12 protein-coding genes are annotated in these 11,846 nt (G+C 48.1%); 3 read left to right on the top strand and 9 right to left on the bottom strand.

From position 1 onward, the window contains the following. Window positions 1–14: 14 nt before the first annotated feature. Genes D9Y29_RS08980 through D9Y29_RS08960 form a run of 5 tightly spaced genes read right to left on the bottom strand, consistent with a single transcriptional unit; the run spans window position 15 to window position 5,352 of the window. Complete coding sequence (locus tag D9Y29_RS08980; RefSeq protein ID WP_127127198.1) at window positions 15–1,358, bottom strand: DUF58 domain-containing protein; 1,344 nt, start codon at window positions 1,356–1,358, stop codon at window positions 15–17. Window positions 1,359–1,361: 3 nt separating this feature from the next. Then, window positions 1,362–2,342 (bottom strand): AAA family ATPase, encoded by a 981-nt coding sequence (locus D9Y29_RS08975; RefSeq protein ID WP_127127196.1) that lies wholly within the window; start codon window positions 2,340–2,342, stop codon window positions 1,362–1,364. A 38-nt stretch (window positions 2,343–2,380) separates the two neighbouring features. After that, the gene (locus tag D9Y29_RS08970; RefSeq protein ID WP_127127194.1) at window positions 2,381–3,556 is read right to left on the bottom strand and encodes a DUF4350 domain-containing protein; all 1,176 of its coding nucleotides are present in this window, start codon (window positions 3,554–3,556) and stop codon (window positions 2,381–2,383) included. Further along, window positions 3,553–4,386, bottom strand: coding sequence for a DUF4129 domain-containing protein (locus tag D9Y29_RS08965; protein WP_127127192.1), 834 nt, complete (start codon window positions 4,384–4,386; stop codon window positions 3,553–3,555). Before D9Y29_RS08965 ends, D9Y29_RS08970 begins: the two co-directional genes overlap by 4 nt. A gap of 6 nt (window positions 4,387–4,392) precedes the next feature. After that, the gene (locus tag D9Y29_RS08960; protein ID WP_127127190.1) at window positions 4,393–5,352 is read right to left on the bottom strand and encodes a stage II sporulation protein M; all 960 of its coding nucleotides are present in this window, start codon (window positions 5,350–5,352) and stop codon (window positions 4,393–4,395) included. Between the two features lie 99 nt (window positions 5,353–5,451). On the opposite strand from D9Y29_RS08960, the gene D9Y29_RS08955 reads away from it, so the two are divergent. Beyond that, entirely contained in the window at window positions 5,452–6,198 is a 747-nt protein-coding gene (locus D9Y29_RS08955; RefSeq protein ID WP_127127188.1) for an RDD family protein, read from the top strand. A gap of 1 nt (window position 6,199) precedes the next feature. Here the strand turns inward: D9Y29_RS08955 and D9Y29_RS08950 are convergent, their stop codons facing one another. The 4 genes from D9Y29_RS08950 to proS all read right to left on the bottom strand — a co-directional run bounded on the left by D9Y29_RS08950 (window position 6,200) and on the right by proS (window position 8,996). After that, complete coding sequence (locus tag D9Y29_RS08950) at window positions 6,200–6,673, bottom strand: hypothetical protein (protein ID WP_127127186.1); 474 nt, start codon at window positions 6,671–6,673, stop codon at window positions 6,200–6,202. 9 nt (window positions 6,674–6,682) lie between these two features. After that, window positions 6,683–6,955: a DUF2752 domain-containing protein gene (locus tag D9Y29_RS08945; RefSeq protein WP_164735324.1), complete on the bottom strand. Its 273-nt coding sequence runs from the start codon at window positions 6,953–6,955 to the stop codon at window positions 6,683–6,685. 115 nt (window positions 6,956–7,070) lie between these two features. Next, complete coding sequence (locus D9Y29_RS08940) at window positions 7,071–7,403, bottom strand: CCC motif membrane protein (protein ID WP_127127181.1); 333 nt, start codon at window positions 7,401–7,403, stop codon at window positions 7,071–7,073. A gap of 114 nt (window positions 7,404–7,517) precedes the next feature. Next, window positions 7,518–8,996, bottom strand: a complete 1,479-nt coding sequence (gene proS, locus D9Y29_RS08935) for a proline--tRNA ligase (protein WP_127127179.1) — start codon at window positions 8,994–8,996, stop codon at window positions 7,518–7,520. A 129-nt stretch (window positions 8,997–9,125) separates the two neighbouring features. Here proS and D9Y29_RS08930 point away from each other — a divergent pair, with 129 nt between their 5' ends. Together D9Y29_RS08930 and D9Y29_RS08925 are read left to right on the top strand one after the other, a co-directional pair. Next, a complete protein-coding gene (locus D9Y29_RS08930) occupies window positions 9,126–10,010 on the top strand; it encodes a hypothetical protein (protein WP_127127177.1) in 885 nt (294 codons plus the stop codon). Between the two features lie 128 nt (window positions 10,011–10,138). Then, entirely contained in the window at window positions 10,139–11,731 is a 1,593-nt protein-coding gene (locus D9Y29_RS08925; RefSeq protein WP_127127175.1) for an OmpP1/FadL family transporter, read from the top strand. Window positions 11,732–11,846: the final 115 nt, after the last annotated feature.

Here is an 11,846-nt window from a genome sequence, read left to right as displayed (position 1 = left end):
ATAGGAATAGCCGTTTAAATAGCCTGCCTCGCTTTCAGCTCCAGGTATTTATTCACGGTTTCCACCGTCAGGTTCTGCGGCGTGGTGAGAATGGTGGAGATACCATGCTGCTGCAGTTCTTTCACGATCAGTCTTTTTTCGTGACCGATCCTTTCTGCTATCGTGCGCATATAGAGACTTTCGATATCGGTCACTTTCTTTTCGGTGAGCTGTTTCAATTCCGTATTCTCGAAAAATACCACCAGCACCAGGTGGTTGCGGGCAATACTGCGGATATACGGCAACTGTCTTTGCAGCCCGCCCACAGATTCGAAATTGGAAAACAGCACTATCAGGCTGCGCTGTGTGATGCGGGTACGCACCAGCGCATAGAGCTTTTCATAATCGGATTCCAGGAACTGCGTTTGCTGGTTGTAGAGCGTTTCCAGCACCAGGTTCATTTGTCCTGCTTTCTTGTCGGCAGGCACAAACTGGCCGAGTGTATCCGCAAATGTGACCATACCTGCTTTGTCCTGCCGCAGCAGGGCCACCCTCGTGAGCACCAGCGTGGCATTGATGGCATAATCAAGCAGGCTCACACCTTCGAAAGGCATTTTCATCACACGGCCTTTGTCTATCACACAATAGATCTGCTGGCTTCTCTCATCGGAGTAATTGTTCACCATCAGTTGTCCTCCCTTGCGGGCTGTGGCTTTCCAGTTGAGACTACGGATATCATCTCCCGTAACATATTCTTTGATCTGTTCAAACTCAAGACTGTGACCTATCTTGCGGATCTTCCTGCTTCCTGCATCTGCCAGGTTATTGCTCATGGCGCGCAGCTCAAACTGGCGAAGCGCGAAGAAAGAAGGCATCACCTTGATCACGGTGGACTCACCGCTTTCCTGGAAACGGCGAATGATCAGTCCCAGCGCACTCTTCACAAATACATTGGTGTAATGGAAAGAATACTCGCCGCGCTCTACCGGCCGCAGCTTATAATGCAGTATCGTTTCTTTGCCGATTCCCAGGCTGGCCTTCATCAGAAAGTCCCTGCGCTGGAACTGCACGGGAAGCTCTTCGATCACTTTCAGGAAAACAGGAAAACTGTACCTGTTCTTCAGGTGAATGCTCACGGCATTCTCATCACCATTACTGAAACGGTCAGCCATATTCCGTTCTGCGCTGATGCCATTAGTTTTTGCAAAGAGGATCAGGTAATCCAGCAGCACCAGGGCGGCAAAGAACAAGACCGCATATTTGGCGATACTGTACAGGTACACCCAATTGTAAGACAGCACAAACAACAGGATCAGCACCGCAAATCCCCAGTAGAATGCGCGCCCGAAGAACAATGGTTTTATGAAACGCTTCAGCATCTTTTATCTTGGAACTTCAATTTGTGTAACAATATCCCTGATCACGTCGTCTGTATTGGCGCCTTCCATTTCTTTTTCCGGCGTCAGCACCAGTCGGTGGCGCAATACAGCTGGAGTGATATGGATGATATCTTCCGGGGTGATGAAATCACGTCCACGGATAGCCGCCAATGCCTTGGCGCCATTCAGGATACCGATACTTGCGCGGGGCGATGCACCCAGGTAGATGGCTTTGTGATTGCGTGTGCTGGCTACGATGGCCGTGATGAAGCCGATCAGTTTGGGCTCAACATGCAGGGTGCGCACCTGCTGACGCAGGCTCTCGATCTGCGCGCCGGTCAACACTTCATTCACCTGGCCCACCATATCCTTCAGGTTACTCTGGTGATGTTGCATCACTACCTGGTATTCCTGCTCCTGCGTTGGATAGGAAACGATGATCTTGAACAGGAAACGGTCCAGCTGCGCTTCTGGCAGGTGATAGGTCCCCTCCTGCTCTATCGGGTTCTGCGTGGCCACCACCATAAAGGGGGATTCCAGCGCATAACTGTGACCATCAACCGTAACCTGCTTCTCTTCCATCACCTCAAAGAGGGCCGACTGTGTTTTTGCCGGCGCACGGTTGATCTCATCGATCAGTACGATATTACTGAAGATGGGGCCACGCTTGAACTGGAAATTGCTTTCCTTCGGATTGAAAACGGAAGTACCGATCACATCGCTGGGCATCATATCCGGCGTGAACTGGATCCTGGAAAAATCAACAGAGATACATTTGCTCAGCAGCTTTGCCGTAAGGGTTTTGGCAACACCTGGAACACCTTCAATGAGCACATGACCGTCTGCAAGAATGGCGGCCAGCAACAGCTCCACCATTTCTTCCTGGCCTACGATCACTTTCCCGATCTCCTGCTTCAGGGTGTGTACGCTCTGGTGCAGGATGCCTAAATCAGTGCGGCTCTGAAAAATTTCGTTCGTTTCCATGTATAAGTATGCGTTTGTATTAGTGATTGTTTGGTTGATCAGGTATGCTGATAGAAATGGTCAAGCTTCTGCTGTAATTCCAGTAATTCCATATCGCTCACGCCTTTGTGGGCCTGCGCGTATTTCAACTGGTACAGCAGATTGGCGAGCGCTTCTTTATCATATCCTGATTTATGTGATAATTTTTCTACGAATTCATCATCCATGGTGGTTCGCACATTGAACTTCCGCCGCACATGGTCCATAAAGATAGCAGCCATTTTGTAAGCAAGGTTGTTATTGTCCTTTCGCTGCAGGTAAAGGCGGCCCACTGTTCTGGCAAACTCCACGGTGGCATTCTTCAATGGCGGACGCGCAGGCACCACGCGCTGTTTGCGTTTGGACTCGAACAGGTACACCAGCAAAGCCAGCAGGAGCAACAGCCACATGGCGGCCGCGAGAGAAGGCTGGTCCCTGAGCCAGCCAAGGGCAGAGAATTTCTCATCATCGTTCTTACGGTGTGTGCGGAAATATTCGTTCCATTGAAGATCTGTGATGGTGGATGGTAAATGACTCATCACAGCATCATAATATTTTTTGTTGTCTTTATGTAACAGGAAGAAATTGCTCAGGGCTTGTGGCGCACAATGAAGGTATAGAACGCCGCCATTATTGTAGGTGAATTTCAAAAAGTTCGGTCTGCCATCTGCGTTATGTCCCAGTACTGTGGTGATGCTGGAATCAATTTTTGAGAAATAGTCTTCAAAGGGCATTCCGGGATAAGAGAAAGTATCGGTCTTTCCGGTTACAGGGTCATCGATTGTTACGGCCCGTTCCTGTGAAAAGAAATCCGACGACATTTCAAGATGCAATGAATCCAGGATATGCTTATTGAAGCGCCAGGCAGAGAGGAAGATATGTCCGCCTTCGGCGATAAAATTTCCCAGCGTGACCGATTCTTCTTCCGTGGGCAGCACATTCCTGTAAATGATAATGTATGCAGCGTTCTTGTCTCCCTTATGCATCAACCCGCTTTTGTCCACATCCACTGTAGCGTCCGGAAAAATATGCTGCAGGTTTTCATAAGCAAACCAGGCGCCATAAGGGATCTTGTCTGTGCGCAGCAGCGTTACACGCTTATCCAGCACTTTCTTTTTCTTCGGCCCACAGGATGCGATGAGAACAGTGGACAGCAGCGCCAGCAGCAACCATTGATATGTCAGTAGTTTTTTCAATGGCTGTAAGTATTTAAGAAATTCTGGAAATCTTTGTACACGAGAGCGAACTGCTCTTTGTTCAGTTCAAATTCGCCATACCATACATAATCATAGACATTGGTGAGATAAGCGAATGTGCCCTGCGGGTCGTGGTCTTTCATCTGTTGCACATAGTCGTGGTTGGTGGATCTGGCATCGAGATGTATCCATCCTTTTTCGTCCATCCTGCGAAGCGTAAAGAGATAGCTGTAACGAATGGCCATCCTGAATTTTTGCTGATCGATGGATTCACGGATCTTTTGCTGCAGTTCATCCACATTCAGTTCCTCTTCCGGCGTAGCCTGTTGATCTTCTTTCAGTCTGGCCGGTTGCTGCCAGGGCCAGCGGTCGCCCATCAGTTTGTATACCAGGAAGGCAAGCAGGGCAATCAACAGGGCAATGAATATTACTTTCACAACGCCAAACACACCGGAGAAATCCAGCATGGAAAAATCGCGCTCCTCTCTTTCCCTTTTGGATTTGCTATTATCGTTTTTTTTCTTTTGCTCCGGTTTCTCCCAATATTCAGGATCATTCGCGTAAGCAAAATCGGGATCTGCTTTGTACCGCTTCACTATGGAATCAGGCACTTTGCGCAGCTCAGGTTCCGCAGGTGCGGCGATGGCGCCGGTTCCTTCAGTTTCTTCTACGTCCTCCACTTCTTCATCTTCCACGGAATACTTAGCCTGTGGCGGCGCCGTATCCACGATAACCTCCTGTGCATTGGCCAGCGAGCAATAAAAGACCGCTATCACTACCATCAGTAAACGCCATTTTGCAAAGGAGCGATATGAGTTCTGTAAAACCATGAGTGATTATGACAATTCGGGGGATTGCGATCTTCTGTTCACAATCATAGGATAGATCACAAAATACCAGATGATAAATATAAAGGAGATGGCCAGGATGGATATGCTCAGGGCTTTGGGCATATGCGTAAGCCTGGTAACGAAACCTTCCAGGAAAGCGGCTGCAATGAAGATCGGCACCAGCCCGATGATGAGCATGGCGCCATGTTTGGCGCCCACTTTCAGCGAATCGAGCCGTTTCCTCGTTCCGGGGAACAGGATACTGTTACCCAGTATGAAGCCCGCAGCACCGGAGATCACGATGGCGGATATTTCCAGTGAACCGTGTATCCAGATCACCAGCACGGAATCCCAGCCCAGTCCTTTTGCAAAGAACATATACTGGAATGCCCCTACCATCACGCCGTTGATGAATAACAGCCATACGGAACCGAGCGATAAAAAAATTCCTCCTACAAATACCAGGAACGACACCTGTATATTATTGAGCGCAATACGAAGGAACATTTCCATCCGGTTCTCATCTTTATACACTCCAAACGGGTCGCCCTGGGCGATATTGTCTTCCGTCATTTCCACATACCCGTTACCGAGGATGCCCCTTACGAAGCTGTCGTCATGCGCCGCAGAGAATGCGGCCATAATGGCCATAGTAGTGAAAATGATGAATGCCCAGAAAAGTTCGCGGCGATGTTTGTAATTGACGAGCGGGAGATCGGTTTTCCAGAACCGCAGGATCCGGGAACCTGGCTCTCTTTTGTTGCGGTAGATATCGAGATAGATGCGGGAAGCCATCCCGTTCAGGTAACGGGTGACCCTGCTTTCTGGATAAAAAGTTTTTGCGTATCCCAGATCATCCACCAGTTCAGTGAAACGTTTGGCAGTTTCATCGGGGTCTGCCTGCTGGTTGAATTGGTATTGCTTCCACTTCTCAACATTCTTTTTTAAGAAAAGGCCTTCTCTCACGGATCAGAAGTTTATAAATTTATGCCGGAATAAATATAATAGTTAAATCTTAGAACGTTACTATCGGGGTATTCATTTTATCTTTTTATTTGTTTATCAATGGCATTGCTCAAATTAGATACAGGTTTCAATCTTGAAGTGGAAATTCCGGTGGCCTCTTTTGGCAAACGTCTTTTGGCCTGGTTGATCGACGGGGCCGTGTGTATCGTATACCTGATCATCGTGAATGTGGCGCTGATAACGGCAGATGCCTCCTGGCTGGGATATATTTTCGTTCTTCCATATCTTCTATACCACCTGCTGAGCGAGATCATGCTGAATGGCACCAGTCTCGGCAAATACGCCATGGGACTGCGTGTGATTGCTGAAGATGGCGGCACGCCCACCATCAACCAGTACCTGATCCGCTGGCTTTTCAGGCTGATCGACTCCCCTTTCGGGTTCATGGCCCTGGTAACTTCACAAGCCCTCCCCCGGTGGAGCTTTCCGCTGATCTTCACGGGCATTGCCGTAACGCTGTTCACGCCCAAAAGTCAGCGCGTAGGCGATATCCTCGCAGGCACCATCCTGATCGACTTCCGCACCAATCCCAATATTTACGATACTATTTTCACGGAAGTGGAATCCACCTACCAGCCACGTTACCCGGAAGTAATGAGGTTGAGCGATAAGGACATCAATACACTTAAAGGCATCCTCCAAAGCATCACCAGCCGTGGGGATATGGGCATGGCCATGCGCATAGCAGATCGCATCAAAGCCAAGCTGAACCTGCAAAGCGATGAAGATTCCTTCCAGTTCCTGCACACACTGATGAAGGATTACAACTATTACACTACACGATAGATCAACGGCCCATCATCAGCGCTCCACCAATGAGCGAGAAAACAAAAATAAGCGCATAGAATGCAATGATGATGATGGTGAGAATCCCCCAGTATTTGGAGTACTTGCGGAAATTGTTCAGGCTCAGGTTGAGCTGCACCTGGTCATTGCTCCTGACGGCAGCGATGGCCTGAACGGAGAATTTGTATCTCCAGAAATTAGGAATGAGATAGATGGCAGTGATCAGTAAATAAAATAGCGTGATCATGATGCCGCCGCCGGTTCCGAGCATACTCATAGTGTCACTCATACCCGGCATGGAGCCATACATGGTAGCGATGATGCTCCCGGCAAACAGGGAGAAGACCGCCATCAATCCACAGAGTACAAACCAAACGATGGAAATGAATTTGTTCCATTTGGCTGCTTCCAGCAAATAGTTGGCACAGGGCTGGTCTATCGAAAGGTCCAGCAGGCTTGTTGAATTTTGTTCCATGTCTAATTTTTAAGTGGTGATCGAATGTGGATGAATAATCAGTTTCACGATATAACTGATCATCACCAGGGCCAGCACAATCCAGGCATAAGTAACCAGGAACTTTTTGCTGACAATTCGTTTACTACAGAGCCAGAGCAGGGATAGCACAATCAGAACGAGAACCGGAACAAGTGGAGGGTAGAGGGAAAAGCTTTCGGCAAAATCACCTTTGAGGGCAGCGGCCAGGGAGCGCTGCGCTCCGCAAATCGGACAGTCAATGCCGAACAACTGCTTATACATGCAGGGCAACATATGATTTTCCAGCCAGGAGAACATCGGAATATTTCTTGAAAATGAAAAGGGTGATTGAAAAATGAAAGCTTCTATTTTTCAATCACCCTTTTCATTGTATGACTTAAAGATGGTTCATATTCCAGAAACCGGCTGTTGCTGCTCCAAGGATCGCTACCCAGATAATCCAGTAAATGGTATAGAGTGCGCCAAGGGCCAATCCGATGATAGACATGATCCAGCCTGCGTTCAGCTGGCCGTAACCATCCCATATAGCGGGGTTCTCTTTGTACAGTTTCCTGCTTTTGTTACCTAATACCAGGCCAATGATGCCAAGTACCAGACCTACAAAAAAGCATGAACAAACAATTGAAAGGATTCCCAGTACCAGAACTGCCGTTGCATTGGGCAGCATGGCCTTGGGTTGATTGCTTTGGGGTTGACTTAAATTTTCCATGAAATAGGCGGTTTTTTGAATATTGGGATACAAGAAAAAGAAAAAAAATGAATTCTTAAAATTAATTAATTCACAAGACCTTAATAATCATTCTCATGAAATCATTAATGCGTATCAGTATGCCTGTGCAAACAATACCCTTTGTTTGCTGGGGTTGCCCGTAAGCACACATTTGCCTTCTTCCTGTTCATTGTCAAGGGGAATACAGCGGATAGTGGCCTTAGTCATCTCTTTGATCTTCTCTTCAGTTTCAGGCGTACCATCCCAGTGGGCGGAAATAAACCCGGCTTTGCTGTTCAGGGTTTCCACAAACTGGTCCCAGGTATCCACTTTGGTGATATGGCTGTTGCGGTACGCGAGGGCTTTGTTGTAAATGCCTTGCTGGATCTCAGTCAACAGATTGATTACTCTTTCGGTTAGACCATCCAGTGATACGGTTGTCTTTTCTTTGGTATCCCTTCTGGCCAGTTCCACTACATTGTTCTCCAGGTCACGGGCGCCGATGGCGATACGAACAGGAACGCCTTTCATTTCATATTCGGCGAATTTCCAGCCGGGCCTTGAATTATCATTATCATCAAATTTCACACGGATGCCTGCAGCTTTGAAACTGTTGACCAATTCATGGCCTTTCGCGTTGATCTGCGCACGGCTATCTTCCCCCTTGTAAATAGGAACGATCACCACCTGCATCGGCGCGATCCTCGGAGGAAGGATCAGGCCATCATCATCGCTATGTGCCATTACCAGCGCACCAATCAGTCGGGTACTCACACCCCAGCTGGTAGCCCAGACATAATCGAGCTTGTTTTCCTTATCAGAGAACTTCACATCGAATGCTTTGGCAAAGTTCTGCCCGAGGAAATGCGAAGTACCGGCCTGGAGCGCTTTACCATCCTGCATCAGCGCTTCGATGCAATAGGTATCAACGGCGCCGGCAAATCTTTCACTTTCGCTCTTCACTCCTTTTATAACGGGAACGGCCATCCAGTTTTCCACGAAGTCCGCATACACGTTCAGCATTTTCACAGTTTCTTCCACGGCTTCCTGAGCAGAAGAGTGGGCAGTATGACCTTCCTGCCAGAGGAATTCGGCAGTACGAAGGAACAAACGGGTACGCATCTCCCAGCGAACCACATTGGCCCATTGGTTGATGAGAATGGGGAGGTCGCGGTAACTCTGGATCCAGTTCTTGTAAGTATTCCAGATGATGGCTTCACTGGTAGGGCGGACCACCAGTTCTTCTTCCAGCTTCGCTTCCGGGTCAACCATCAGCGTGCCTTTTTTATCGGGATTTGATTTGAGACGATAGTGAGTAACCACTGCGCACTCTTTGGCGAAACCTTCTGCATTCTTTTCTTCGGCTTCGAAGAGGCTTTTGGGAACGAACAGCGGGAAATAAGCATTCACGTGACCAGTGTCTTTAAACATCTTGTCCAGCGCATCGCGCATGTTCTCCCAGAGCGCGAACCCATATGGTTTAATTACCATACAACCGCGTACCGCGGAATAATCTGCCAGGCTTCCTTTTATTACCAGGTCATTGTACCATTGCGAGTAATCCTCGCTTCTGCTGGTGATCTCTTTGCTCATAGTTTCTTGATAATTTTTAACACTCCCCCCGCAACATTTTAATCGCTGTCACGGTCAATTTATTGTAATTTTAAATTGTGAAGTAAGCAAAAGTAGTACTTCGCATTGTAAATCGTTAAAATCGCAACCATGAAGTCCCGGTTAATCCTCATAGCAGTACTTATAGCCACTGGTTTTACCAGTTGTTCAGTATACAAGTCTGGGCAAACTCCGGATGACGTTTATTATTCCCCTGAACGGACCGTTGTAGCCGGTGGCGGCGGAGATGAATATGTGAATGTAAGAGACAGACAGAGCTCCCGCTACCAGTCATCTTCCAGATACAATAATTACAACGATGATTATTATTACGATGATGATGCATATCTCCGCATGAGGGTACGCAATCCATACGCATACTCACGCTGGAACATGTTCGATAATTACTGGAACGACTGGGGAATGTACGGTGGCTATGGCCCCGGAATGAGCCTTGGTCTCGGATTCGGTAATTACTATTCTCCCTGGTACAGCGGCTTCTACAATCCTATGTACGGCTATGGCGGCTGGAACCACGGTTGGAACAGCTATTACTACTGGAACAGTTTTTATAATCCCTATTGTGGCGGCGGCATAGTGGTGAATCCAAAGGACAATCCCGCGATGTACACCAAGGTGCGCAACTTCAATATGAGCAGCTATAACGGTACCTACAACAACCGTAATACTTCTCTGAACAGCAGGAGCAGCCGCAGTTCTTACAGACTGCCATCCGGCATCGGGGTTTATAACAATACCAACCGTACCACAACCAACTCTTACCGCTCCGGTAACAGAAGCGGTAACGGCCGTTACTACAACACCCGTGGAAACAGCGACCGTCCGAACAGGACTTACACGCCGCCTTCCAACAATAATACCCGCACCTATGAACGAAGCAGCGGCGGTAATTATGGTGGCGGCCGCTCCAGTGGCGGCAGCAGCGGCGGAAGCAGTGGTGGTGGTGGTGGCGTAAGCAGGCCAGGCCGCAACTAATTTTTACTGGTTGAGTACATTATCAACAAATTATACCGGAGGAACCAGGATTTGAGATCCCTTGAATTTTGATTCCTCCTTTTTATTGTATTACCTCAAGGATTGCAACACAGGCAATAGCTACGATTATGAAAAAACAAGTTTATACCGCCCTTTTTCTGGCTTGCAGTATCCCCGCCCTGTCCCAGGTTCCGGAAGACGCTCTGAGAATGGGTTATACCGTACCCGGAGGAACAGCCCGTTCACAAGCTATCGGGGGCGCCAATGGCGCGCTGGGCGGAGATATCAGCACACTCTTCACCAACCCGGCGGGGCTCGGCTTTTACAAGACCAGTGAGATCGTGCTCAGCCCCATGTTCGGTTTTTATAATGGTAAAGGCAGTTTCCGCGGCACCGATGCACAGGGCAATGCCTTCAACCGATTCAGCATGGGAACCTCCGGATTTGTTACCGGCTGGTCTGACCGCTATAGTAAATGGGGAAGCAAAGCTTTTGCCATTGGCATCAACCAGACCGCCAATTTCAATGGCATGACGCATTATAAAGGCGTGAATGATTATAGTTCCTACAGCACAAATATGGCCGATGAGTTCATTGGCTATTATTCAGAGCAGCGCGACAGATACCCTGATTATACCGATGCACAGATCATCGATAATGCACTGGACGATAATTCGCTCTCCCTGCTCACCAAGATGGGATTGTACACTTATCTCATCGATGCAGCAAGAGACGATAATGGCGTAGGCACTGTGTTCTCCCGCGCGGAAGAGTCAGGTATCCTTAACCAGGAAAAGACCATCAAAACTACCGGGGGCATCACAGAGATCTCACTGGGTATGGGAGCGAGCATGAATGATAAGTTCTATCTCGGCGGCAGCATCGGCATCCCCATCGTAAACTATAACAAAACCTCCATATACAGGGAATCCGATGTGAATGGAACAGGGAACGATGAATTCGATTTCAGTGAATACAAAGAAGAATACAGTTCCAAAGGCGTTGGCTTCAATGCAAAGTTCGGTATGATCTTCAAACCTGTGAGCCCGCTGCGCATCGGCCTGGCAGTTCACTCTCCCACTTTCTATGGACTGCGCGATAAATTCAGCAGCACCATGACCACCAATATTGATACCGCCACCGGCAGCGTGAAAGAATTCACAGTTGACTCCAGGACTTTTTACAACGGCAGTAATCCCAACTTCAAATACAATAACACTTCACCCTGGCGCTTCATCGCCAGTGGTGCCTGGTTGTTCAGTGCTGTAGAAGATGTTACCAAACAACAAGGCTTCATCTCAGCCGATATTGAGTATGTTACCTATGGTTCATCCAGAATGCATTCAGCAGATGAATACGATAATGAAGGAGATGATCAATACTTCAAGGACCTGAACAACGTGATCAAAGGAGAGTACAAAGGCACATTCAATTTCCGTGTAGGTGGCGAGCTCAAGTTCAATACACTGATGACAAGACTCGGGTTTGCACATTACGGCAATCCCTACAAAGATGGAGCACTGAATGCCAGCAGGACCAATCTCAGTGGTGGCCTCGGTTACAGAGACAAAGGCATATTTGTTGATGTAACCTATGTGCACAGTATTTACAAGGACGTTGACTTCCCTTACCGGCTCAATGATCCGGAACGCGCCAATACATTTGCAGAAACCACACAGAACAACGGGCAGGTGATCCTCACCGTTGGATTTAAATTATAAAGTTCGCGTAGTACATTAATATCAAAAGCCCCCTATGGCAAGGGGGCTTTTTGATTTGTAAGGTTTACTAAAACCTTAACCCTTCACTTTTGTCTCGTAACGCGATAATTTCGTG

Origin of the sequence: Pseudoflavitalea rhizosphaerae (assembly GCF_003991355.1) — a bacterium.
Lineage (GTDB): Bacteria > Bacteroidota > Bacteroidia > Chitinophagales > Chitinophagaceae > Pseudobacter > Pseudobacter rhizosphaerae.
Note: the sequence above shows the minus strand (reverse complement) of the source record. Positions and strands in the feature narration are given on the sequence as shown.

Bases quoted from the DNA above. Each gene is read 5' to 3' on its own strand.
- D9Y29_RS08940 (WP_127127181.1), bottom strand. From the start codon at position 7,403: ATGGAAAATTTAAGTCAACCCCAAAGCAATCAACCCAAGGCCATGCTG.
- D9Y29_RS08925 (WP_127127175.1), top strand. From the start codon at position 10,139: ATGAAAAAACAAGTTTATACCGCCCTTTTTCTGGCTTGCAGTATCCCC.
- D9Y29_RS08980 (WP_127127198.1), bottom strand. From the start codon at position 1,358: ATGCTGAAGCGTTTCATAAAACCATTGTTCTTCGGGCGCGCATTCTAC.
- D9Y29_RS08930 (WP_127127177.1), top strand. From the start codon at position 9,126: ATGAAGTCCCGGTTAATCCTCATAGCAGTACTTATAGCCACTGGTTTT.
- D9Y29_RS08965 (WP_127127192.1), bottom strand. From the start codon at position 4,386: ATGGTTTTACAGAACTCATATCGCTCCTTTGCAAAATGGCGTTTACTG.
- D9Y29_RS08945 (WP_164735324.1), bottom strand. From the start codon at position 6,955: ATGTATAAGCAGTTGTTCGGCATTGACTGTCCGATTTGCGGAGCGCAG.
- D9Y29_RS08950 (WP_127127186.1), bottom strand. From the start codon at position 6,673: ATGGAACAAAATTCAACAAGCCTGCTGGACCTTTCGATAGACCAGCCC.
- D9Y29_RS08955 (WP_127127188.1), top strand. From the start codon at position 5,452: ATGGCATTGCTCAAATTAGATACAGGTTTCAATCTTGAAGTGGAAATT.
- D9Y29_RS08975 (WP_127127196.1), bottom strand. From the start codon at position 2,342: ATGGAAACGAACGAAATTTTTCAGAGCCGCACTGATTTAGGCATCCTG.
- proS (WP_127127179.1), bottom strand. From the start codon at position 8,996: ATGAGCAAAGAGATCACCAGCAGAAGCGAGGATTACTCGCAATGGTAC.